This is a genomic window from Bradyrhizobium sp. URHA0013 (assembly GCF_000518345.1).
Taxonomy (GTDB): domain Bacteria; phylum Pseudomonadota; class Alphaproteobacteria; order Rhizobiales; family Xanthobacteraceae; genus Bradyrhizobium.
Map to the genome: position 1 here is coordinate 1,104,961 of NZ_KI912426.1, position 23,012 is coordinate 1,127,972.

A 23,012-nucleotide genomic window follows, 5' to 3' on the forward strand; every position below is an offset into this window, starting at 1 on the left:
CGAAAGGCGGAACGATCGTGAGGGTCTCGTGGTGTCATTGCGACGAAGTGGGAGCGGAGATTGGCATCTCCAACTCGAAAACGGAGCCCCTGACGTCCGATTTGACCAGCCTCAACCTTCCTCCGCACCTTGCGACGAGGTTGGAGGAGATGGCCAGTCCCAACCCCATACCGCCTTGCTTCGTCGTGAAGAAAGGGTCGAAGATGCGCTCTTGATGACGCGGTGTGATGCCGGTGCCCGAGTCCTCGACGGACAAATGGACCGTTGCGCCACCATCGAGGGCGGTTTTCAGACGGAGCTCTCGTTGGTCGGCGGGGACAGAGCTCATTGCGTCAATCGCGTTTTTGCAGAGGTTCAGGACAATCTGCTGAAGCTCAGTGCCGTCCAGTGCGACTGGAGGTATGTTGCCCTGAAGCTCCGTCGTCACTGATACGCCATTGGCCAGGAGATCGTGCTTCAACAGTCTCAGCGTAAGCTCCGCGATGTCCTCGACGTTTGCCGAAGCGCCGCCGCGCGCCGTTTTGATTGTAATCTCGCGAATGCTCGATATGATGTCAGCCGCCCGACCGCCGTCGGCTTCGATGTCACAGAGGATGTTCTCGAGTTCCTCGAGTTCAGGGGAGGCAGCTCGCAAGTGACTTAACCCTGTCGCAGCATTGAGCGAGATGGCCCCTAATGGCGACCTCAGCTCATGGGCGATCGCGCCAGTGACCGCGTCGATGCTGAGAAGCCGGTTCGCTCGTTCGCGTCGCTGCAGGGCAATGACGCTGGCAAGGCGCGAATAGATAAACATCGTTTCGATGAGCAATACGGTCAGCAACATGCAACTGCCGACCAGAACGAAACCGCGTGCTGCGTACCAACCGATGGTGAACCGAACCGAACTGCCGATGATCGCCACCAGGAAATTGGGCAGGTAGGCGAGTAAAGTCACCATTAGCCAAAGGTCAAGAATGGTGCGCATGCGCGCAAACAGGACGGTGAGAGCGGTCACATTCCAAAGCAAAAGTATCAGGTTGACCTGATTACCGAGAGGGGTCTGATGCCTGACGTCGTTCACGTAGAAGCTAGGGAGAAATTCGGCTTTCGCGGTCACCATCCACGTCAGTGCTGCCACGGTGGCAGCGATGCAGCCGAAAGCTAGTGCGATCGCGGCTATTGCAGGTCTGCCTGGTCGGCCGGCGGCGGAGTGATTCTTTGTGAATCCGTACACCAGGATAGCCGCGGGAAAAGCGGTGTGCCAAAGCACGTAAAGCCAAGCGGGGCTATCCAGTCCATTTCCAATGACACCTGCGGTGGCGTATCCGTTCGGAAAGGCGAGCGTTTGCAGGAATGCGAACGATCCGCTGAAAACGTACCCGCTCGCGAGTGCGAGAAGTGCCCGCTGAGGCTGGATCGAAAATTGAGCAAACAGCAGGGCTGCCGTGATGAATTCGGCCAGGGCCAACGCGGTCTGCAATACTGGAACGAAACCATTGATCTGGCCCAATTGGATCCGGGCGAACGGCGCGATGGCCGCTGCAAGGACGATGAGCAAGACGGCGACACCCACCGCCCAGGCCTTTTGGCGAGGGGTTGCGGGCATGTTCGCGATGATCAATGGGAATTCTTGCTCATCATCGTAGGCGGGCTCGGCGGCTGCGCTGGCCGATCGTTGGCTCGCTCGCGCAATGCCCGGCCCCGATGCTGTCGCACCGCCGCCAAGTCCCATGAACTTGCGCTGGCTCATTCCGCCTCCGGGACCACGAGACAGCATCTTACTCGTCCCCGCGCCCGTTGAAAGCCCATAAGGGGGATCGGCGTCTTCGGAAGAGACATCTGACGGCCGGACTTATGTTCGCAGCATCGCCTCGATATCTTGCGCTGCTTCAAGCAGCGTGCGGTCTTGTCCGCGCGCGGCGATGACCTGGAGGCCGAATGGAAGTCCGGACCGGTCCGTTCCGCACGGTATCGAAATCGCAGGCAGCCGGGCATGATTGACGAAGGGCGTTAACGCCGCATGCGCGCGCGGGCTCGCCTCGCGGCCACCGATCCTGTCGGGTCCGGACTGGGTGAATGGCCACGCGACACAGGGGACGGTGGGCGCCAGCAGCAGATCGACCTCGGCGAAGAATGCCGCGAAAGCATTGGCGATCCCGGCACTTGCCAGCAACGCACCGGCAACGTCGGCGCCCGACCACGACATCCCTCGCTCGATCTGCCTGGCGATGTCAGGATCGAAGACCGCCGGATTCTCGCGGAACGCGTCTCGATAGAGTGCGGCGAGCCCGGCGTGCTGAAGCGGCATGATGGCCTCTTCCGTCGCGCCCGCCGGCCAGACGGGATCGCGCTGCGCGATGCCGAGGCCTGCGGCGGAGAGACGCGCGATGGCGAAAACGAGCCCGTTAGCGACAACATCATCGACGGCGACGTCGAGCCCAAGGCGTGGCGAGAACGCGATGCGCAGACCGGCGATGTTTTTAGCCCCTTGAGCGATGGGGGCTGAATCCGGGTCGCGCGGATCGATACCGGCCATGGCCTCGAACGCCAACGCGATATCGGCGATATCGGTGGCGATCGGCGCGATGACGGAGAGGCCGAAGAACGGTTCGGCGAAGCCGGGCCCATAGGGGATCGCGCCATACGACGGCTTGAACCCGGCGATGCCGACATGAGCCGGCGGCCTGCGGCTCGATCCGCCCGCATCGGTACCGATCGCCAGCGGCACGAGGCCGGCCGCAACCGCGGCAGCAGGGCCGCCCGACGAGCCACCGGGTGTCAACGTGGGATCGAGTGGATGCCGCGTCGGCCCATACAGCGGCGAGGTTGTCACGCCCTTGCAGGCGAATTCGGACGTTGCGCCGATGCCGACGACGACGGCGCCGGCCTTGCGCAGCCGCTCGATCGCAATCGCGTCGCGCGGCGCAATGAAATCGGCGAACAGGCGCGAGCCCTGTGTCACACGCCAGCCGCCGACCCAGATGTTGTCCTTGACGATGACGGGGACACCGGCGAGCGGCATCGCCTCGCCGGCACGCAGGCGATCATCGACCGCTGTGGCGTCGGCAAGCGTACGCGCGGGAGCGGTCGTCACCACCGCGTTCAGCGCCTTGGCGGCCTCGATGCGCGTAAGCGCGGCCTTGGCGGTCTCGACCGCACTCGTTCGTCCGGCGGAGACGTCGGCGGCAATCTCGCACGCGCTACTTTTTCGGGTTGTCATGGCCTCCCCAGATCAGTGCCAATGTGCCGCAGAGGGCGAGGCACGCCAAGGCGAAGAAGGCGGCACCGAGACTGGCTGCGCCGTCCAGGAGCGACACCAGTGCCGGTGCTGCCAAGAGGCCGGCGTAGGATGCTGTCAGCACCGCGCCGGTGGTTTCGCCGATCCTGTCCTGCGGCGCGAGGCGGGCGATCTCGGCCACGAAGACACCGTTCCAGCCCGAGGCCGTCAGGCCGAACAGAGTTGCAATCGCAAACTGGCCCGTCCGTCCGAGCGATGCGCCATCGAGACCCAGCAGCGCGGCGCAGAAAGTCATGCCGAGGCCGATGACGACGAGAACTCCGCGTGGGGCGTTGAGGCGCATTGCGACGAGGCCCCAGCCGAGCCGGCCGACCAGCCCGCCGGCCTGGGCGCAGGCGAGCGCCATTCCGGCCTCGACATGGCTGAGGCCGAGTTCGCGGGTGCCGAGCGTGACGAAGACCGTATTGAGCGACACCTGCATTGCGCTGAACGGCATCGAGGCCAGCGCCAGCATTCCGATGCGTCGATCCGCGGTCACCAATGCCAGCCGCATGCGAAGGCCAAGCTGTGGCTGTGGAATGACCTTGGCGGCGTAAGCCGGCCGCAAGCGCTCGAACCACGCTATCGCCAGCAGCGCACAGGCGCCCACGGCGGCATAGCACCAGGCGGGCCCGAGCGAGATTGCGATCGCGGGCAGAACCAGCGAGCCGCAGACGGCGCCGATCTGGTTTCCGGTCTGGCGAACCGAGAACACGAACGCGCGCCGCTCGGTCGTCACGAGCCGCGCCAGCAGCGCCGCGCTTGCGGGCGTCTCCGGTCCGAAGGCGAGGCCAAGACAGAGGCCGGCTGCGAGCAGGGCCGCCGTCGAGCCGAGCGAAGCCAGCGCCATGCTGGCGATGATCGCCGCCGCGCAGAGGCTCGCGATCCGCAGCGAGCCCAAGCGGGCGATGAACCCGCCGCCCCAGAACGAGGCGGGAATGCCGACCGCGAACACGGCGCAGGAGAACATCGAGAGCTGCCAGACTTCGATCTGGGCGCGCGGTGCCACCACGCCCGGCGCGAACAGAGCCAGCGCCACCAGCGCCTGCAGTGAGGTCATGGCGCCAAGCGCCGGCAGCAATGCCGGCGCTGGTCGAACGGCCGTGTTTGCGTCTACCATGGTGCTGCGCTCACGGGAGGAACATTGTGGCAGGCGGTATTTCCATTCACGCGGTCGATGTGGCGAGCGGACGTCCGGCGCAGGGTCTGCGTGTCGAGATCTGGCGGATCGATCCGGACTCGTTGCGCGTCGCCGACGGTCGGCTTGGTGCCAACGGCGTGCTCGATCATCCCGTTGCGCAGGGCGCGGGCGTGACGGCAGGCGAGTACGAGGTCCTGTTTCATCTCGGCGAGTTCTTTGGCGAGCGCGAGGAGTTCCTTACGGTGACGCCGTTCCGCTTTCGCATCAAGGATGTCGACGAGCATTTTCATCTACCGCTGAAATTCACGCGCTGGGGCTATTCGCTGTTCCGCGGCGCTTGATCAGTTGGTTAGCCGCCGCGACAGTCCCGTGACACGCTCCATGATCGCGACCAGCGCTACGGTTGCGATGATCAGCACGCCCGACAGCGCGGCGATGGTGACGTCGAGCTTGCCCTCGAGGTCCTGCCACATCCGGATCGGCAGCATGTCGGTGGCGGCATCACGCAGGAACAGCGACACCGGCACGTTGTCGAAGGACGACATGAAGGCGATGAAAGCGCCCGCAATGATGCCCGGCCGGATCAGCGGCAGCACAATCCTCCGGAACGTGTAAAGCCGGCTCGCGCCAAGGACCGCCGAGCTTTCGAGCAGGGTCGGCTCCAGCTGAGCGAGCGCGGCAATCGTGTTGCGCACCACATAGGGGACGCAGACGACGGTGTGGCCAATCACCAATGTCAGCGGCGACACTGGCAATCCGACCAGCGAGAACAGCATCAACGCGGCCAGGCCGAAGGCCAGCGCCGGCAGCACCAGCGGCGACATGAAGAGGGAATCGAGCAGCCGGGCCGACAGCCTCGGCGAGCGCGAGATCGCGAGCGCGGCGGCAACGCCGAGCACCACCGACAGGCCCGTCGCCCACAGTGCCACGATGAAGCTGTTCTTGGCTGCGAAGTGCAGCTGCCAGGCGTTCCACAATTCGGCGTACCAGCGCAGCGAATAGCCCGGCGGCGGAAAACGCAGCGAGAAGCCGCTGGTGAAGGAGACGATCAACACCACCAGCGACGGCGCGATGATGATGATCAGCGCGATCACGGCGATCAGGCTCATGACCAGCTCGAAACTGAACGCCTCCAGAGTACGCTTGCGCCGGCTCATCACGCACCTCCATAGCCGCGCGACAGGCGGCCGAGTGTGGTGAAGACGGAAACGACCGCGAGCACGGCCAGCAAAAAGATGATCGAGATTGCGGAGGCAAACGGCCAGTTCTGCAGCGTCGAGGCCTGCTGATAGAGATACATCGGCATGAACAGCATCTGGCCGCCGCCGATCAGCGACTGGGTTATAAAGGCCGTGATTGCGGCGGCGTAGGTCAGTGTGCAACCAGCGATCACGCCGGGCAGCGACAGCGGCAGCACGATCTTGAAGAAGGTGCGCCAGCTTCCGGCGCCGAGCGAGCAGGAGGCATCGTCGAGATTGGAATCGATCCGGCCGAGCGCGGTGATCAGCGGCAACGTCATCAGCGGCATCTGCACTTGCGCCAGCGCGATCACCACGCCGAACTGGGTGTAGAGCAGTTTTTGGGGCGTATCGATGATGCCGAGCGATTGCAGCGTCGCGTTGATAATGCCTTGGCGGCCCAGAATGACGATCCAGGCGAAGGTGCGCACCACGACGCTGGTCAGGAGCGGTAGTAGCACGATCAGGATAATGATGGTCTGAAGCCGCGGCCCGACCCGCTGGTAGAGCCAGGCGATGGGAAAGCCGAGCACCAGGCAGACGGCTGTCACCTCCGCCCCGAGCAGCAGCGTCGAGCCGAGCACGCTGAGGCTGAAGGGGTCGGTGAGGAAGTGCAAATATTGGCCGAGCCCCCAATGGAGCGCGGCCGTGTCGTTGTGGAGCGAGAGCCAAAGCAGTTGCAGCAGCGGCGCCAAGAAGAAGACCAGGAAGAACAGCGCCAGCGGCACTGCCAATCCCATCCCGTGGGAGGTCACGTCCCGTGGTGCCGGTGCTGCGCCCATCGTCGGATCCCTGAAGCTCTTAGATCTTGATCTCGCGGTTGAAACGCTCGATCCAGGCCGAGCGCTGCTCGTTGATCTTCTTCCAGTCCTGGAACACGAATTTCTGCTTCAGCTCGGCGGTGTCCTTGGCGAGCACGCGCGCAATCTCGCCGCCCATCGTCACCTTGGAATTGGTCGGCACGATCAGATAGGGCGGGTTCATCAGCGTGGTCTGCACCTCGGGAGTCAACGACGCCTCGATCAGCTTGAAGGCGAGCTCGCGGTTGGGCGAGTTCTTGACGATGTGGATCGTGGTCTTGAAGGCGATGGCACCTTCCTTCGGGGCCACGAACTCGACCGGCACGCCGCGCGCTTTCAGGATCTGGATCGCGTTGAAATTGCCGGGCGAGATGTCGATCTGGCCCTGCTGGAACAGGGTGGCGAGCGCGCCGGGATTGGCCGCGACCGCGGCGAGATTGGGCTTCAGCTCCTCGATCGCCTTGAAGCCGGGATCGACATTGGCTTCCGAGCCGCCGCGCATCTTGGCGATCTCGACCAGCCAGCCGGTCCCGAGCGTCGAGTTAAGATTGGTGATGCCGACGCGGCCCTTGAACTCGGACTTCCACAGATCGGCCCATGAGGTCGGCGGCGTCTTGACCGCCTCCGGATTGTAGGTGAGGCCGACGACCTGGAAGAACGAGGCGGGGCCCATCGGCTCCTGTGCCTCGGCGATGAGGTCCTTGTAATAGGCGCTCTTCTCGACCGGATAGGGCTCAACCAGGTCCTGGCCGATCGCGACCAGGGCGGGGCCGGGATCGTGCAGCATGACGTCGATCGGCGGATTGGCCTTGGCGGCGTTCACCTTGGCGATCTGGTCGACCGAGAGCATGGGATCGAGCACCATTGCGGCGTCCGCGTTGGCCTTGCGGAACGCCGGCACCAGCACGGCCTTGTGCGCCTCCTCCCAGCTTCCGGTGAAGGTCGCAAACACTAGCGGGCGGGCCTGGGCATAGCTCAATCCGGGAAACGCCTTCATGGCACCGAGTGTGAGTGCGGTCGTTATCAGGCTTCGGCGGTTCATGATCATGGTCGAACTCCCTCTGGACAAAAACTGGATCTAAAGCGTTGCAGGAAAAGCGTTGGCGAGCGACGGGGCGAGTGGCGCGAGGCGCACCGCGGCGCCGCTCCCCAGCGTGCGCGTCTCGCCGATGCGCGCCTGTGAGATCTTGACGCTGGAGCCGTCGGCGGTGGTGATCTCGTGCACGACCGTGGCCCCGAGCGGCAGCGACATGCCGACCACTCCGGCAAAGCCGGTCTCGTCACCGACGAATTGCAGATGCTCGGGGCGGATACAGACGGTGACGCGGCCGCCTTCGGCAAACGCGCCACCCGCCGGCCGCGCGATGATCTCAGCGCCAGCATCGAGGCGGACTTTGGCAGCCGTCCGGTCCGCCGAGACGACCACGCCGGGCATGCGGTTGCTGGCGCCGACGAACGTGTTCACGAACAGCGTCTGCGGCCGGTCGTAGACGTCGGACGGCGATCCGAACTGCTCGAGCTTGCCGTGGCTCAGCACCGCGACGCGGTCAGCCATCGACAGCGCTTCTTCCTGGTCATGGGTCACGATCACCGTGGTGATGCCGGAGACGCGCTGGAGCCGCTTGACCTCGATCTGCATGTCGAGCCGCAAATTCTTGTCGAGCGCGGCAAAGGGCTCGTCGAGCAACAGGATCGACGGCTTGATTGCCAGTGCGCGAGCGAGCGCCACGCGCTGCTGCTGGCCGCCGGAGAGCTGCCGTGGCAACCGTTCCGACATGGTCGGCAGTTGCACCAGATCCAGCAGGCGCTGCGCTTCGCGCTGGCGGGTCGTCTTGTCGATGCCGCGCGCGGCAAGCCCATAAGCGACGTTCTCGCCGATGCTGAGATGGGGGAATAGTGCGTAGTTCTGGAACACGATGCCGACCGCGCGACGGTTCGGCGGCAGCGGGTCGACGATGTCGTCGCCGATGATGATCCGCCCCTGCGTCTGTGCGATGAAGCCGGCGATGATCCGCAGCAGGGTGGTCTTGCCGCAACCGGAGGGCCCAAGCAGCGCGATGATCTCGCCGCCCTTGATGTCGAGATTGATGTTCTCGACGGCGAGCGCGCCGCTCGGATAGCGGTGGGTGACGGCGTCCACGACGAGCGATCGGCCGCCTTGCACTTCAGCCATGATGTTGCCTCCCGTTACCCCAAAGCAGAAAGCAAGTCTCGTGCCCGCCGCGCTCGCCTTTCGATGCGAGGTTTGGCATGGTGGGGCGATGACATCGGATCGATCGGTTTGCGACCTCACTGCCACAACCCTTGCGCGCGCCATTGCGAAGGGCGAGCTGTCGTCGCGCGAAGTTGTCGAGGCGCATCTCGAACGGATTGCGCACCAAGACGTGCAATTGGCGGCGTTCGTGATCGTCGACGCGGACCGGGCTCGCCGTGCTGCGGATATCTGCGACGCCGCGCCCGCTCCGATCGGCGCGCTGCATGGGATGCCCGTCGGGATCAAGGATCTCACCGACACTGCGGGACTTGCGACCACCTACGGATCGGCTCTGTTTCGTGATCACGTCCCGGCCGAAGACGATCTCGTGGTCGCGCGGCTGCGGCGTGCCGGCGCGATCATCTTGGGCAAGACCAACACGCCGGAATTCGGCTTCGGTGCGGTCTGCACCAACAAATTGTGCGGCCCGACCCGCAATCCGTTCGATTCCGCGCTGACCTCGGGCGGTTCGTCCGGCGGCTCCGCTGTCGCGGTCGCGGCTGGCATGGTGCCACTGGCGCACGGCACAGATTTCGGCGGCTCGGTGCGGACGCCCGCAAGCTTCTGCGGCGTCGCCTCGATCCGGCCGACGCCCGGTCGCATCCCGTCGCCGCATCGCCCGCTCGGCTGGGACATGCTCGCCACCCACGGTTTTCTGGCCCGCGGTGTTGACGATCTCGAACTGGCGCTGTCGGTCTGTGCGGGAGGCGATGTGCACGACCCGCTCTCGATGGGCGTCGTCAATGACGACCGGCCGGTTGCAGCACGTCCCCGCATCGCAGTGACGCCCGATTTCGGTGTCGCGCCCGTGGCGCGCGAAGTCCGTGCGCGGTTCGCCGCGGCCTGCGAGGCGCTCGCGGCCGCTGCCGATGTGGTGCCGTCCGCGCCCGATTGCGGCGGTGCGATCGAGACATTCCGGACGCTGCGCGCCGCGCACATCGCCAACAGCTATGGCGAGCTGTTGAAAACGCACCGCGTCGAGCTCACGCCCACCGTGATCTGGAACATCGAGGCGGGCGCAAAGCTCTCCGCGGAGGATTATCTCAACGCCGAGCGTCGCCGCACCGCGATCTACCGCAGCTTTCGCGAGCTGTTCACCCGCGCCGATTTCCTGGTGGCGCCGGCGGCGTCCGTCTTGCCCTGGCCGAACGAAATCAGCGATGTCACCGCGATCGATGGCGCGGCGCTGGAGACGCCGATCGACTATCTCGCCATCACTTTCATTGTGTCGCTGGTCGGTTTCCCGGTCCTGACCCTGCCGGCGCCGCGAGGGGAGAACGAGCTGCCGTTCGGCATCCAGATCATTGCCCCACCGGGATGCGAATCCCGCCTGTTTGCCTTCGGCCGTGCCATCGAGAACGAACTCGGTTTTTCCCATCGCTGGCCGAAGCTCCCCTAGCTGTCGCGATGCTCGAGCCGGGCGGCGAGCGCATCGGCAAGGCCAAGGGTGGGTTTGGCGGCGGGGCGGCGGTACGTGCCTGCAGTTGCCTTGCGCAGGCGCAGCGCTACCAGCGCCTCGGCCTGCTTCACCGAGGCTATGACTTGATCGACCACGGGGACGGAGATCCGGTCGGCGACGCGCTCGGCGAGGCCCGAGAGCGGCGCACCCGCAAAAATCAACACGTCCGCGTCGTCTTCCACGATCGCGCGCCGGGCGAGATCGACCAGCACATCCTCCTTCTCGGTGCCGACCTCCGAGATCGCCTGGAATGGCGTATCGAGCATGCGGATGCCGGCGCAGCGCTCCCACAGCCCGTGGGCGCGGACGCATTCCTCGTACCAGGGGCCGAGCGCCTGGGCGAAGGTGACGATGGCGAAGCGGCGGCCGGCCATGCAAGCGGTCAGCATTGCCGCTTCCGCCATGCCGACCACGGGAATGTCGAAGGTTTCGCGCGCGGCGAACAGGCCGGGATCGCCGAAGGCGGCGATGATCGCTGCGTCGACCTTGCGGTGCTGCTCTGCCAGCATTTCCAGTGCGATAGCGCCGCCGATCTGTGCCTCGGTGCGCGTCGAGATGTAGGGGACGCCGCGGGTCGCGGTGCAGGGGATCAACTCGGTCCCGGCCGAAGCCGCGCGCTGCCCGACATCCGTCATCAACTGGGTGACAGCGGTGCTGGTGTTCGGGTTGAGCAGCAGCAGCTTCATGATTACGCCGCCGTCTGCTTGGCTTGAGAGGTGCCGATCACTTCGAGCAGAGCGGTTCCGGTGCGCCGGACATGAGCGCCAAGCAGGCGTCCTGCGGTTTCGCTATCGCGCGCCTCGAGCGCGGCAAGGATGCCGGCGTGCTCGTCGACCGAATTGCTCCAGCGGCGGTCGGCGCCGAGCGCGAGGTAACGCGCGCGTTCGGCGCGCGAGATCAGCGTCTCGTGCGCCTCGCGCAGCGGCGTGTTGCGCGCCATGCGGACGATGGTGTTGTGGATCTCGCCGTTGATGGCGAAGTACTCGTCGAGCTTGCCGTTGCGATGATGACCTTCCATGCGGGTCTGGAGCGTGCGCAGGCGGGCGAGATCGCGCTCCGTGGCGCGCTCCGCGGCAAGCTCTGCGGCCAGTCGCTCGATGCCGGCCAGCGCCTCGAACAATTCGGAGATGCCGTCGACCGCGAGGCCGGCGATGCGCGGGCTGCGGTTGGGGCGCAGCTCGATCAATCCCTCCGCGGCCAGCACCTTCATCGCCTCGCGCAGCGGCGTGCGCGATACGCCCAGCTCCTTCGACAACCTGGTCTCCTGGGTCTGCGATCCCGGCGGCAGCTCGCCGCGAATGATCATCGTTCGCATCCGTGCGGCGGCGCGCTCGTGCAGGCCCATCCGCTTGAGTTTGGGCGACTTTCGGCCCGGAATCGGTTCGGATTTCTGCTGCACGCCGACCTTCCTGCTGACGTGCGATCGTAGCCAATTTCCTTCATGTGAGGTGCCCAAATAGAAGACGTATGTGGCTCAAAACACATGCATATCGAATAAATTGTATGCAGCATGCAGATTGCGGGTTGCGTGGACGGATGCGGACGCGGATGATCTTTTGAGGAAGCGGAGGAGCGCTTTCGCCGCAACGGAGCGACTGCGATCTATGTCAATTATGCGCAAACGTCTCGGCATGATCACGCCCTCCTCCAATTCGGTACTCGAGCCCGTTACCGCGGCGATGCTCGCCGATGTTGATGGCGTCACCGCCCATTTCTCACGCTTCCGCGTCACCGAGATTGCACTTGATGCCGCCGCTCTGAACCAGTTCGACGCCTCGGTGATGCTGCCAGCGGCGGACCTGCTGGCCGATGCGAAAGTCGATGCCATCGCCTGGAACGGTACGTCCTCAAGCTGGCTCGGCATCAGCCGAGACCGGAGTCTTTGCGCGGCAATCACGGCGCGCACAGGCGTGCCTGCGACAACGTCGACGCTTGCCTGCATCGATGCCGCCCGTGCGCTCGGCGCCAAGCGCGTCGGTCTCGTATCGCCCTATACCGATGACGTGCAGCGGCGGATCGGTGACGTCTGGGCCGAGGAGGGGATCGCCCCGCACACGGAGCGGCACCTCGGCCTGCGCGACAATTTCTCGTTCGGCGAGGTCGCGCCTGCGACGATTGCTGGCATGATCCGCGCTGTGGCGGCTGACGGCGCCGATGCTGTCGTCATCCTCTGCACCAACCTCGACGGCGCCGCGCTGGCGGACTCGCTCGAACGGGAATTGAAAGTCGCGGTGCTCGATTCGGTAGCGGTTACGCTATGGCGAACCCTGGAACTCGCGGGTGGCGACATCGGGGCTCTTGTCGATTGGGGCCGGATCTTCCAGACATCGGCGGTCATCAAGTGATGGAGACTCCCGTGACGCAGTTCGATCTCGCCATTCGCGGCGGCACCATCGTGACGGCTAGCGACGAGTTTCGCGCCGATATCGGCATTCGCGACGGCCGCATCGTCAGTATTGCTGATCATCTCGAGGGTGCTGCCCGCGAGATCGACGCAACAGGTCTGCTGGCGCTGCCCGGCGGGATCGACAGCCACGTCCACATCTCTCAGGCCTCCGGCCCCGACGTGGTGATGGCCGACGACTTCGCCTCAGCGACCCGTTCGGCAGCCGCCGGCGGCAACACCATGGTCCTCCCGTTTGCGCTTCAGGAGAAAGGCACGTCGCTGCGGACCTGCGTCGAGAACTACCGCAAGCTTGCCGAAGGCGAGTGCTATATCGACACGGCGTTCCATCTCATCATCTCCGATCCGACCGCGGTCGTGCTCGGGCAGGAACTACCGGCGCTGGTCAAGGACGGCTACACCTCGTTCAAGGTGTTCATGACCTATGACGACCTCGTGCTCAGCGACAAGCAGCTGCTTGAGGTCTTTGAGGTCGCGCGCCGCGAGGAAGCGCTGGTGATGGTTCATTGCGAAGGTTACGACGCCATCCGCTTCCTGACCAACAGGCTGGAACGCGAGGGCCATATCGCGCCGTATTATCACGGCGTGTCGCGGCCACAGGCGGTCGAGCGCGAAGCCACGCATCGCGCCATCAGTCACGCCGAGGTGATCGGCGTTCCCATCATGATCGTGCACGTCTCCGGGCGCGAGGCGATGGAGCAGGTGCGCTGGGCCCAGCAGCGCGGATTGCCCGTGCATGCCGAGACCTGCCCGCAATACATCACGCTGACGGCCGACGACATGAAGGGCCTCAACATGGACATCACGGGCGCGAAATATGTCTGCTCGCCGCCGCCGCGCGATACCGAAAGCCAGCAGGCGATCTGGGAAGGCATCACGTCAGGCGTGTTCCAGACTTTCTCGTCCGATCACTGCCCGTTCCGTTACGACGATGCCAGGGGCAAGCTGACGCCGAACGGCCGCACCTCGTTCCGCTGGGTGCCGAACGGCATTCCGGGTGTCGAGACCCGGCTGCCGATTCTGTTCTCCGAAGGCGTGTCGAAGGGACGGATCAGCCTGCAGAAATTCGTCGAGCTGACCGCGACCAACCATGCACGCATCTACGGCCTCTATCCGCGCAAGGGCTCGATCGGTGTCGGCTTCGATGCGGATATCGTGCTGTGGGACCCCAAATTGAAGAAACCTATTCGGCAGGCCGATCTGCATCACGGCTCGGACTACACGCCATGGGAAGGGTTCGACGTCATGGGATGGCCGGTAACGACGATCGCCCGCGGCCGGGTGGTGTACGAGCACGGCAGGATCGTCGGCGACAAAGGCGCAGGCGACATTCTCAGCCGCGGCAGGTCGAGCCTGATCTGATCGGGCTCAACACGTTGCTGCTCAACTGTGCCGCTCGTGCGCGGGGGCGATGGCCGTCTCAAGTCCGAAAGATCATACCGGTCACATGTTCGTATCCAGCCTTCGAATGCGGCAAAACTAACCGCTCAATTCGGACAAGGTGGCCGGCCGCCCGCCCAAAGGCGACGTCCTTGACGTGATCCTCGAATCGCAGTTGCTGTCCTTAGTTGGAGAGACCGTCTCTAATTGGATCTGGTTGGGCCTCGGTTGCTGTAGGGGCCAGCATGGATTGGAGCGAGAGTTTAGGTTTTCCAATTGGTTAGAGAGCGACGTGTGCACGATGCGTGGACTGGGAAAATTCTGGAAAGTCCGAACGCCATTTGAGCGACCTCGATCTGAATCGCGCAAAGGGCTCTCGAAAGGGAGCAGGGCGGAATTTGCGCTCGAGTTGTTTGTGTTTGGAACCAAGACTGCGTCGACATCGCTGGTCAAGGGCAATACAGGCCGCGCGCGAGTGATTTCTGTCTGCGCTAGGACCTCGTATCCGCGAGGAAGCTCCGATTTGATCTTTCGATACTGTCCTTCTAGCCTCACGGTGACGTCTCCCTCGCACGGGTGGTGCGAACGCAAGGGCTTGTTCAGTGAGGATTCTGATTGTCGAGGACGATGCCGCCATGGCGAGGGGCCTTGCCGAGCGGCTCAAGCTGTCCGGGTTCGCCGTCGATATCGAGTCTGACGGGGCTTCGGCGGCGCAGACCGCGTTGCTTGAACCCTACAGCCTCATCATCCTGGACATCAACTTGCCGAACGTGTCAGGTTTCGGAGTCCTGCACAAGATACGGCAGGCGGGGTCAACCGTTCCGGTCATGATTCTGACTGCCCGTTATACGGTCGGCGACAAGGTCAGCGGGCTCGATCTCGGCGCCGACGATTACCTCTCCAAGCCGTTTGATATCGCCGAGTTTGATGCCCGCGTCCGTGCGCTCGTGAGAAGGGGGCAAGGGCTGCCCAATCCGACCTTGATCTGTGGCCCGCTCGCGTACGACCGCGCCGCGGGCACGATTACGCTGAGCGGCCGGCCGCTTGAGTTGCGCCGGCGCGAGTTTGCCGTGTTGGAAGTGCTGATGACCCGCGCCGGCAAAGTCGTGTCCAAGGAGCGTCTGATCGCGGAGGTATTTGGCTTCGACGAGGCGGTAGCGCCGAACGCGGCGGAACTCTATGTTGGTCGCGTTCGCCAGAAACTCGGTCCCGACGGGCCGCGGATCCGCACCGTCCGCGGGCTAGGGTATCTGCTGGAGGTATAGTGATCGCCACCTGGCGGCCGTCGTTGAGGCGAACGCTCCTCACCAATCTGGTGGCGCCCGCCATTGTATTGGCGATCGTGCTTGGAATCGGCGGTATGTTGCTGATCCAGCGCGTTGTCCAGACGGTCCATGACCGGTTGCTCGATGGGTCGGTTCTCGCCATCGCCGAACGTGTCGGCGTGGAAGATGGCGAACTGACCGTCGACTTGCCGCAGGTTGCGCTCGGCATGCTGGAAAGCCAGTCGCACGATAGCATTTACTACAGCGTGACTTACCTCGGCGAATTGATCACCGGGTACAAGGATCTTCCATTGGCCGGCTTCGATCGATTGAAGGCTGGCGAAACCGGCCATCGCGATGGTGCGTATCGCGGCAAGACGGTTCGTATCGGCGCGCAGGCGCGGCAGGTCTACGGCAGGCCAGGGCTGGTCCTCGTCGCAGTGGCCGAAACGGTGCAGGCGCGCCGCGTCGTCGAACGTGAAATGCTGATCGGACTGGCGATGCTCGAGGCCGGGTTGATTAGCCTCATCGCTTGCCTGGGCTGGTACGCAGTCGATCGAGGCCTGAGGCCGCTTGGCGAACTCAAGCAGGAAATCGATGCGCGCGGTATTCAGGGCGGTCCAAATCTCAGTCCGCTCGACCTTTCCCGGGTGCCGCAGGAAGCTTTAGCACCGGCGCTCGCGGTAAATTCCCTGCTACAGCGGCTGGATCTGGCCATTGGACTAGTGCGCCGGTTCACCGCCGATGCCTCGCATCAGATGCGAACGCCATTGGCGATATTGCGGACGCATCTCGATCTGGTGCGACGCCTGGGGTCGGAGACGCCGGCGGGCCAATCTGCCCTCAACGAGGTGGATAACGCCATCAACCGCCTTGAACGGCTGCTCGGGCAACTTGTGACACTGGCTCGGGCCGACGAGCAGAACATTGCGCAACCGGCCGCGGAGAACGTTGACCTGAACGAGGTCGCCTTCAATGTCCTGTCGGAGCGTGCTCCACAGGCTTTCGCGCGCGATATCGACGTCCAGTTCGATCGATTTGACGGTCCCGCGATTATCGCCGGCAATACCGTCCTGATTGGCGAGTTGCTGGCAAACCTGATCGACAATGCCATCCGCTACAACCGACCCGGCGGGTTGGTCCTGGTTCGCGCGGTTGTTGACACCACGACCGCGCGAATTGAAGTCGAGGATACCGGTCCGGGAATTCCGGAGGCCCATCTGGCCCGTGTCTTCGAACGCTTTTATCGGATTCCGATGGCGAACGGCCCTGAGGGAAGCGGCCTTGGCCTGGCAATCGTGAAAGCGTTGTCGGACCGTCTCGGGGCTCAAATCGTGCTTGCACCTGGCCCGGAAGGCCGGGGCCTGCGGGTTTCAGTGAGCTTTCCTCTTGCCAAGCGTGATGGTGAAAGCTCAAGTTGAGGCCGGATTGTGCGCTGCTGTAGAAGTGGCTGCAGTCCCGAACAAACTGAAGTCCGCAAAGCGGATTATCGATGAGGAAACGTCCCGATGGGGGCTGCCAAAGCCTTGGCCTTGTGCGTTGGAGTCTTGCTCGCATGGCCTGCCAGGTCGGAGCAGGTGCAGCTCGGCCCTCTCAAGGGGCAAGCATCCGCTATCGCCGGAGCTCGAGAGCAACTCAACATCGTATCGACGACCCAGGACGCGGACGTCGCCGACTTGCTTGCCGATTTCCGGGCAAGTCATCCGGACATCGAGATCGACCATACAAAGATCAATTCCAACGAGATCTACAATCAAGTCGTGGATCCCTCGACCTCCAGCGCAGCACCCGGAGACATTGTCTGGAGTTCCGCGATGGATCTGCAGATCAAGCTCGTCAATGACGGCTATGCCCAACCCTATGTGTCGAAGGAAATTGCGCATATCCCGGATTGGGCAATCTGGAAAGACGAAGCCTACGCGATCACGGCGGAACCGATTGTCATTGTTTATAACAAGAACCTCGTTGCGGAGTCTGACGTTCCCCGAACCCGCGCTGATCTGAAGAGCCTTCTAAGCCGAAAGCCTGACACCTATCAGGGCAAGATCGCAACCTATGACCCGGAGCAGAGCGGGACCGGATTCCTGTTCATCACGCGCGATGCCGGAATCACGAGGACAACCTGGGATTTGGTCCGTGCCTTCGGCGGCGCCGGTATCAAGCTCTACTCGACCACCGGAACGGTGCTTGATCGAATTTCATCCGGCGAACATTTGATTGCCTACAATATGATAGGGTCTTACGCGATCGAACGGGCCAAGGAAGATGCCTCAATCGGAATAGTGTTTCCTGCCGACTACATCACGTTGATGTCGCGCATAGCCTTCATACCGGTCACCGCGCCGCACCCAGAATCCGCGAAACTGTTCCTCGATTACTTGCTTTCGGAACGCGGTCAGAAGTTTCTCCTGGCCCGATCGGTCGGTCCTGTGCGCCTCGGCCTCGGCGCAGAAGGTGTCATACCTGCGGATCGCAGCAACGCCGTCAAACCAATCCATATTGGTGCAGAATTGCTCACCTATCTCGATCAGTCGAAACGAGCGAGCTTTCTCAAAGAGTGGCGCCGCGCATTGCAGGATCGATAGAAATCCACGGATTTGGATTTCAAACGGAATAACATCCGAGAGACCCCCCCATATCTGCCGGCTCGCCAAGCGCACCGTCTTCACTCCGACTCCGACCAGATTCTCCTGCAGGGTGCATCAGCGACAGGTTGATGACAGGCAGCTGATATACGGTGAGGCAGCCTAGCTTGAATGATAGCGCCTTGCGCATCGGTCAATCCGGCCGCGATCAAGTTTGCAACACCTGCCTGACGGGTGAACAAGACAAAGAATCACAAACGATAAATGGGAGGACGGCATGACGGCTACCACCGGACAGTCGAAGCTTGGCATGGTGCTCCGCGTCACCAGTGGCAACTTTCTTGAGATGTTCGATTTCTTTCTGTCGGGCGTCTACGCATCGTACATCGCCAAGGCATTCTTCCCGCTCGAAAATGAATACGCGTCACTGCTGCTGACCTTTGTCGCGTTTGGCGCAGGCTTTCTGATGCGTCCGCTCGGCGCCATCATCCTCGGAGCCTACGTGGATCGGATCGGCCGGCGCCAAGGCCTGATCGTTACATTGTCCATCATGGCTGCCGGGACGGTGCTCATCGCGTTCGTGCCAAGTTACGCGACCATTGGCATCTTGGCCCCGATTCTCGTCTTGATTGGACGCCTGCTGCAGGGTTTCTCGGCCGGCGTCGAGCTTGGTGGTGTTTCCGTCTATCTCTCGGAAATGGCCACGCCGGGAAAGAAAGGTTTTTACGCCAGCTGGCAATCGGCGAGTCAACAGGTCGCGATCATCGTCTCGGCCTCGCTGGGTTTCGCTCTGAATGCTTGGCTTGCACCGGCGCAGCTTGACGATTGGGGCTGGCGCATTCCGTTTTTCATCGGCTGCCTGATCGTTCCTTTCGTATTCGTCATTCGACGCTCGCTGCAGGAAACCGATGAATTCTTGGCGCGGAAGCATCATCCGACACCTCGCGAGATCTATCGCTCCATCCTCGCAAACTGGAGCATTGTTCTTGCCGGGATGATGATGGTGATCATGACCACGGTGTCTTTCTACCTCATTACCGTCTACACACCGACATTCGGCAAATCGGTCCTCAAGCTGACCGCGGCCGATGGCCTGATCGTGACGATTTGCGTGGGAATATCCAACTTCATCTGGCTTCCCATCATGGGCTCGTTGTCCGATCGGATTGGTCGTCGGCCGATCCTCATCGCCTTTTCGACTTTGGCATTTCTGACTGCATATCCCGCGCTTTCCTGGTTAGCCGCAGGCCCGACGTTCCCGAAAATGTTGACGGTCCTGCTTTGGTTGTCTTTCATCTACGCCAGCTACAACGGCGCGATGATCGTCGCATTGACCGAAGTCATGCCGGTGGGTGTACGAACGTCGGGATTCTCCCTCGCATATAGTCTGGCAACGACGTTCGGCGGGTTTACGGCAGCGATCTGCACCTGGCTGATCGCTGCCACTGGTGACAATGCGTCGCCGGGATATTGGATGAGCGCGGCAGCACTCTGTGGTCTGGCCGGGACGTACCTCGTTTACAAGCCGCAGGAACGACGCGCGCTATCCGGGGCCAGTTCGGCCGAGACGGTGATAGGGACGTGACCACCAAAGTGCTCGATGACGTCGACCATCATCGAGCAAGCACAGTCCCCGAATAATTGCATCGAAGGAAATTGCCGATGAGCGTGACGATCGTCGTGCGCAGGCTAGTTGCGCTGAGCTTGCTGATTGTTTTGACGGCCGCGGCGGGACTAGCCGGGGCGTCCGAGGTCAGGGTCATGATCTCGGGAGGCTTGGCGACACCTTACAAGGAACTCGTACCGCAATTCGAGCGCGCGACGGGAAACACGGTTGTCACGGCCTATGGCCCTTCGATGGGAACGACGGAGAACGCCATCCCCGTGCGACTGGCGCGCGGCGAGGCGGCGGACGTGCTCATCATGGTCGGCGATGCGCTTGGCGAGATGATCGAGCAGGGCAGGGCGGTCAGAACCAGCCGCGTCGACCTAGTACGCTCGCCGATCGGGATCGCTGTACGCGCCGGGACTCCAAAGCCTGATATCGGTACGCCTGACGCATTGAAGCAGGCACTGTTGAACGCGAAGTCAGTTGCATACTCCGATAGCGCCAGCGGCGTCTATGTAGGCACCGAGCTGTTCAAGCGTCTCGGGATTGCCGCCGAGATGAAGGACAAAGCCAAAATGATTCCCGCGGAGCCGGTCGCGAGTGTTGTTGCACGCGGTGACGCCGAACTCTGCTTTCAGCAGATCAGTGAACTTCTGCCGATCGCTGGTGCCGACCTTGTCGGGCCGCTCCCGGCAGACGTCCAGAAAATCACGATCTTTTCTGCAGGCATAACCTCCAGTGCCAGTCAGCCGGAAGCCGGACGGGCTCTCATTGCCTTCCTCGCTTCAGCTGCAGCCGCTCCGGCCCTGAAAAAAGCGGGTCTCGATCCCTTTGCAGCATCGGAGAAATAGACCGGCTTCAGATCTGCGGGAGGCGGACGATTCCAGCGAAGGGGGACTCGATTGTGAAGCAGTATCTCAACAGCTTCGGCGCACGCCAGACACTTGTCGTCGGTGCAAAGACCTACGCCTACTATTCGCTTGCCGCGGCGGAAAAGAATGGCCTTCCCAGCGTCTCGAGACTGCCATTCTCCCTGAAAGTCATCATCGAGAACATGCTGCGCAACGAAGACGGCCGCAGCACGAGCAAGGCTGACATCGGGCATGCCGCGCTGTGGAGCCAAGACAAGGGCTCGGCCGAGAAGGAAATCGCCTTCAGGCCGGCCCGGGTGCTGATGCAGGATTTCACCGGCGTTCCGGCCGTGGTCGATCTTGCCGCGATGCGGGGCGCTATGAAATCCCTCGGCGGCGATCCACAAAAGATCAATCCGCTGATACCTGTGGATCTCGTCATCGATCACTCCGTCATCGTCGATGCTTTCGGCAATGGTCAGACACTGGCCAGGAACGTCGAGCTCGAATACCAGCGCAACGGTGAGCGATATCGCTTTCTGAAATGGGGACAGGGCGCATTTTCGAATTTCCGGGTGGTCCCTCCGGGGACCGGTATCTGCCATCAGGTCAATCTGGAATACTTGGCTCAGACGATCTGGATCGGCCGGGCTGAAGACGGCGGGAATGACCTGGCCTATCCCGATACGCTCGTCGGCACGGATTCCCACACCACGATGGTCAACGGCCTGGCCGTGCTCGGATGGGGCGTCGGCGGAATCGAGGCCGAGGCTGTTATGCTCGGCCAGCAAATTTCGATGCTGCTGCCGCAAGTCGTCGGTTTCAAGCTCACCGGCCGGCTCAAGGAGGGCGTCACGGCGACCGATCTCGTGTTGACGGTGACGCAGATGCTGCGCAAGCGCGGTGTGGTCGGCAAATTCGTCGAGTTCTACGGCCCGGGGCTCGACGACATGACGGTGGCGAACCGTGCGACCATCGCGAATATGGCGCCGGAATATGGCGCGACCTGCGGCTTCTTCCCGATCGATCAGCGAACAATCGATTATCTGACCACCACCGGCCGTGATCTCGCGCGCGTCGCGCTGGTCAAGGCCTATGCCGAAGCCCAGGGCATGTGGCGCTCCGCCGATACCCCGGATCCGGTGTTCACGGACACCCTGCAACTCGACATGACCGATGTCGTGCCGTCGATCGCCGGACCAAAGCGGCCACAGGATCGCGTGACGCTCGACACCGCAAAAATCGCCTTCCTCGGCGCCATGGATCAGGAGTTCCAGCAACTCGCGCAGACCGGCAGCCGGCATTGTGTTGAAGGCGCAAACTTCGATCTCGGTCACGGCGACGTGGTGATCGCCGCCATCACGTCATGCACGAACACCTCGAACCCCAGCGTCATGCTCGCGGCAGGATTGCTGGCGCGCAATGCCGTCGCCAAAGGGCTGAAGACAAAGCCGTGGGTCAAGACCTCGCTCGCGCCGGGTTCGCAGATCGTCGAAGAGTACTTCAGGAAATCGGGTCTTCAAGCCGATCTCGACAGGCTCGGCTTCAATCTGGTCGGTTTCGGCTGCACGACCTGCATCGGCAATTCCGGCCCGCTCCAGCAAGAAATCTCCGACACCATCTCGGGCAACAACCTCGTGGCGGTCGCGGTTCTCTCCGGCAATCGCAACTTCGAGGGGCGGGTCAATCCGGACGTCCGGGCGAACTATCTGGCGTCGCCGCCGCTGGTCGTCGCCTATGCGCTCGCCGGATCGATGGCATTGGATCTGGTGAAGGAGCCGCTCGGCTTGGGCAGCGACGGAAAGCCGGTATATCTGCGGGATATCTGGCCTTCGAGCAAGGATGTGCAGGATTGCATCGATCGCACGATAGGCAGCGAGATGTTCAAGGCGCGCTATTCGGACGTCTTCAGCGGCGATACCAATTGGAAGAATATCGGCGTCTCCGAGGGGCAAACCTACGAGTGGGACCAGGTTTCGACCTATGTCCAGAACCCACCATGCTTCGTCGGGATGACCAGCGACCCGACGCCGCCGACCGACGTCATCAATGCGCGCATTCTCGGCATGTTCCTGGATTCGATCACCACCGATCACATCTCGCCCGCGGGTTCGATCAAGGAAAGCAGTCCCGCCGGGCGCTATCTACGCGACCATCAGATCCGCGTCGTCGACTTCAATCAGTACGGCACCCGCCGCGGCAACCATGAAGTGATGATGCGGGGCACCTTCGCCAACATCCGCATCAAGAACCAAACGGTGAAGGACGAAGCCGGCAAGGTGGTCGAGGGCGGCTACACCATTCACCAGCCGAGCGGCCAGCGGATGTCGATTTACGACGCCGCCATGCGTTACCAGGCCGACAAGGTGCCGCTGGTGGTGTTCGCAGGCAAGGAATACGGCACCGGTTCGTCGCGCGATTGGGCGGCCAAGGGCACCAACCTTCTTGGTATTCGCGCCGTTGTTGCCGAAAGTTTTGAGCGCATTCACCGGTCCAACCTCGTTGGCATGGGCGTGATGCCGCTGGTGTTCGAGGAGGGTACGTCCTGGCGGTCGGTCGGATTGAAAGGCGACGAGATCGTGACCCTGCGCGGAATCGAGAGCGGCCTGCTGCCGCGCCAGAAGCTCGCGATCGAGATCCGCGGGTCCGATGGCGTGAGCAAGATCGTCGTTCCTTTGACCTGCCGCATCGATACGCTCGACGAGCTCGAATATTTCCGCAACGGCGGAATTCTTCAATACGTCCTACGCCAACTGGCTGCCTGATCGTC

The 23,012-nt window shown here is 62.8% G+C and carries 19 protein-coding genes; 10 read left to right on the plus strand and 9 right to left on the minus strand.

The window, feature by feature from the left end; translation table 11 throughout:
* Positions 1-34: 34 nt before the first annotated feature.
* The 3 genes from N551_RS0125685 to N551_RS0125695 form a co-directional block, all read right to left on the minus strand.
* Positions 35-1,729: an MASE4 domain-containing protein gene (locus N551_RS0125685; RefSeq protein ID WP_027569355.1), complete on the minus strand. Its 1,695-nt coding sequence runs from the start codon at positions 1,727-1,729 to the stop codon at positions 35-37.
* A 102-nt stretch (positions 1,730-1,831) separates the two neighbouring features.
* Positions 1,832-3,199: an amidase gene (locus tag N551_RS0125690; RefSeq protein WP_027569356.1), complete on the minus strand. Its 1,368-nt coding sequence runs from the start codon at positions 3,197-3,199 to the stop codon at positions 1,832-1,834.
* Positions 3,180-4,376 (minus strand): MFS transporter, encoded by a 1,197-nt coding sequence (locus N551_RS0125695; protein WP_027569357.1) that lies wholly within the window; start codon positions 4,374-4,376, stop codon positions 3,180-3,182. The genes N551_RS0125690 and N551_RS0125695 overlap by 20 nt, the downstream gene beginning before the upstream one ends.
* A gap of 26 nt (positions 4,377-4,402) precedes the next feature.
* On the opposite strand from N551_RS0125695, the gene N551_RS0125700 reads away from it, so the two are divergent.
* Positions 4,403-4,738, plus strand: coding sequence for a hydroxyisourate hydrolase (locus tag N551_RS0125700; RefSeq protein WP_027569358.1), 336 nt, complete (start codon positions 4,403-4,405; stop codon positions 4,736-4,738).
* On the opposite strand, the gene N551_RS0125705 is transcribed toward N551_RS0125700, so the two are convergent.
* From N551_RS0125705 to N551_RS0125720, 4 genes are read right to left on the minus strand one after another with little or no spacing between them, the layout of a single operon-like run.
* Positions 4,739-5,554: an ABC transporter permease gene (locus N551_RS0125705; RefSeq protein WP_027569359.1), complete on the minus strand. Its 816-nt coding sequence runs from the start codon at positions 5,552-5,554 to the stop codon at positions 4,739-4,741.
* The gene (locus N551_RS0125710; protein WP_027569360.1) at positions 5,554-6,417 is read right to left on the minus strand and encodes an ABC transporter permease; all 864 of its coding nucleotides are present in this window, start codon (positions 6,415-6,417) and stop codon (positions 5,554-5,556) included. The genes N551_RS0125705 and N551_RS0125710 overlap by 1 nt, the downstream gene beginning before the upstream one ends.
* A gap of 19 nt (positions 6,418-6,436) precedes the next feature.
* Entirely contained in the window at positions 6,437-7,483 is a 1,047-nt protein-coding gene (locus tag N551_RS0125715) for an ABC transporter substrate-binding protein (RefSeq protein WP_027569361.1), read from the minus strand.
* A gap of 30 nt (positions 7,484-7,513) precedes the next feature.
* Positions 7,514-8,608 (minus strand): ABC transporter ATP-binding protein, encoded by a 1,095-nt coding sequence (locus tag N551_RS0125720; RefSeq protein WP_027569362.1) that lies wholly within the window; start codon positions 8,606-8,608, stop codon positions 7,514-7,516.
* Positions 8,609-8,696: 88 nt separating this feature from the next.
* Here N551_RS0125720 and N551_RS0125725 point away from each other — a divergent pair, with 88 nt between their 5' ends.
* A complete protein-coding gene (locus N551_RS0125725; protein ID WP_027569363.1) occupies positions 8,697-10,088 on the plus strand; it encodes an amidase in 1,392 nt (463 codons plus the stop codon).
* Here N551_RS0125725 and N551_RS0125730 read toward each other — a convergent pair.
* Positions 10,085-10,834 (minus strand): aspartate/glutamate racemase family protein, encoded by a 750-nt coding sequence (locus tag N551_RS0125730; RefSeq protein WP_027569364.1) that lies wholly within the window; start codon positions 10,832-10,834, stop codon positions 10,085-10,087. The two genes, N551_RS0125725 and N551_RS0125730, sit on opposite strands and share 4 nt — an antisense overlap.
* Before the next feature lie 2 nt (positions 10,835-10,836).
* The gene (locus tag N551_RS36250) at positions 10,837-11,547 is read right to left on the minus strand and encodes a GntR family transcriptional regulator (protein WP_081747943.1); all 711 of its coding nucleotides are present in this window, start codon (positions 11,545-11,547) and stop codon (positions 10,837-10,839) included.
* A gap of 205 nt (positions 11,548-11,752) precedes the next feature.
* Between N551_RS36250 and N551_RS0125740 the strand changes: the two genes are divergently transcribed.
* The 8 genes from N551_RS0125740 to acnA all read left to right on the plus strand — a co-directional run bounded on the left by N551_RS0125740 (position 11,753) and on the right by acnA (position 23,007).
* Positions 11,753-12,493: an aspartate/glutamate racemase family protein gene (locus N551_RS0125740; protein ID WP_027569365.1), complete on the plus strand. Its 741-nt coding sequence runs from the start codon at positions 11,753-11,755 to the stop codon at positions 12,491-12,493.
* Positions 12,493-13,914, plus strand: a complete 1,422-nt coding sequence (hydA, locus tag N551_RS0125745) for a dihydropyrimidinase (protein ID WP_197031207.1) — start codon at positions 12,493-12,495, stop codon at positions 13,912-13,914. The genes N551_RS0125740 and hydA overlap by 1 nt, the downstream gene beginning before the upstream one ends.
* Before the next feature lie 620 nt (positions 13,915-14,534).
* Positions 14,535-15,197 (plus strand): response regulator transcription factor, encoded by a 663-nt coding sequence (locus N551_RS0125750; protein WP_027517213.1) that lies wholly within the window; start codon positions 14,535-14,537, stop codon positions 15,195-15,197.
* Positions 15,197-16,618, plus strand: coding sequence for a sensor histidine kinase (locus tag N551_RS0125755; RefSeq protein WP_027569367.1), 1,422 nt, complete (start codon positions 15,197-15,199; stop codon positions 16,616-16,618). Before N551_RS0125750 ends, N551_RS0125755 begins: the two co-directional genes overlap by 1 nt.
* An 87-nt stretch (positions 16,619-16,705) precedes the next feature.
* Positions 16,706-17,782 carry an ABC transporter substrate-binding protein gene (locus tag N551_RS0125760; RefSeq protein WP_027569368.1) on the plus strand — a complete coding sequence of 359 codons (1,077 nt, stop codon included), beginning with the start codon at positions 16,706-16,708 and terminating at the stop codon, positions 17,780-17,782.
* A 277-nt stretch (positions 17,783-18,059) separates the two neighbouring features.
* Positions 18,060-19,367, plus strand: coding sequence for an MFS transporter (locus N551_RS0125765; RefSeq protein WP_027569369.1), 1,308 nt, complete (start codon positions 18,060-18,062; stop codon positions 19,365-19,367).
* A gap of 77 nt (positions 19,368-19,444) precedes the next feature.
* A complete protein-coding gene (locus tag N551_RS0125770) occupies positions 19,445-20,242 on the plus strand; it encodes a substrate-binding domain-containing protein (RefSeq protein ID WP_027569370.1) in 798 nt (265 codons plus the stop codon).
* A gap of 50 nt (positions 20,243-20,292) precedes the next feature.
* Positions 20,293-23,007, plus strand: a complete 2,715-nt coding sequence (acnA, locus tag N551_RS0125775) for an aconitate hydratase AcnA (RefSeq protein WP_027569371.1) — start codon at positions 20,293-20,295, stop codon at positions 23,005-23,007.
* Positions 23,008-23,012: the final 5 nt, after the last annotated feature.

Coding starts and splice junctions, on each gene's coding strand:
- N551_RS0125685 (WP_027569355.1), bottom strand. CDS start 1,729: ATGAGCCAGCGCAAGTTCATGGGACTTGGCGGCGGTGCGACAGCATCG.
- N551_RS0125690 (WP_027569356.1), bottom strand. CDS start 3,199: ATGACAACCCGAAAAAGTAGCGCGTGCGAGATTGCCGCCGACGTCTCC.
- N551_RS0125695 (WP_027569357.1), bottom strand. CDS start 4,376: ATGGTAGACGCAAACACGGCCGTTCGACCAGCGCCGGCATTGCTGCCG.
- N551_RS0125705 (WP_027569359.1), bottom strand. CDS start 5,554: ATGAGCCGGCGCAAGCGTACTCTGGAGGCGTTCAGTTTCGAGCTGGTC.
- N551_RS0125710 (WP_027569360.1), bottom strand. CDS start 6,417: ATGGGCGCAGCACCGGCACCACGGGACGTGACCTCCCACGGGATGGGA.
- N551_RS0125715 (WP_027569361.1), bottom strand. CDS start 7,483: ATGATCATGAACCGCCGAAGCCTGATAACGACCGCACTCACACTCGGT.
- N551_RS0125720 (WP_027569362.1), bottom strand. CDS start 8,608: ATGGCTGAAGTGCAAGGCGGCCGATCGCTCGTCGTGGACGCCGTCACC.
- N551_RS0125725 (WP_027569363.1), top strand. CDS start 8,697: ATGACATCGGATCGATCGGTTTGCGACCTCACTGCCACAACCCTTGCG.
- N551_RS0125730 (WP_027569364.1), bottom strand. CDS start 10,834: ATGAAGCTGCTGCTGCTCAACCCGAACACCAGCACCGCTGTCACCCAG.
- N551_RS0125740 (WP_027569365.1), top strand. CDS start 11,753: ATGTCAATTATGCGCAAACGTCTCGGCATGATCACGCCCTCCTCCAAT.
- hydA (WP_197031207.1), top strand. CDS start 12,493: ATGGAGACTCCCGTGACGCAGTTCGATCTCGCCATTCGCGGCGGCACC.
- N551_RS0125760 (WP_027569368.1), top strand. CDS start 16,706: ATGGGGGCTGCCAAAGCCTTGGCCTTGTGCGTTGGAGTCTTGCTCGCA.
- N551_RS0125765 (WP_027569369.1), top strand. CDS start 18,060: ATGACGGCTACCACCGGACAGTCGAAGCTTGGCATGGTGCTCCGCGTC.
- N551_RS0125770 (WP_027569370.1), top strand. CDS start 19,445: ATGAGCGTGACGATCGTCGTGCGCAGGCTAGTTGCGCTGAGCTTGCTG.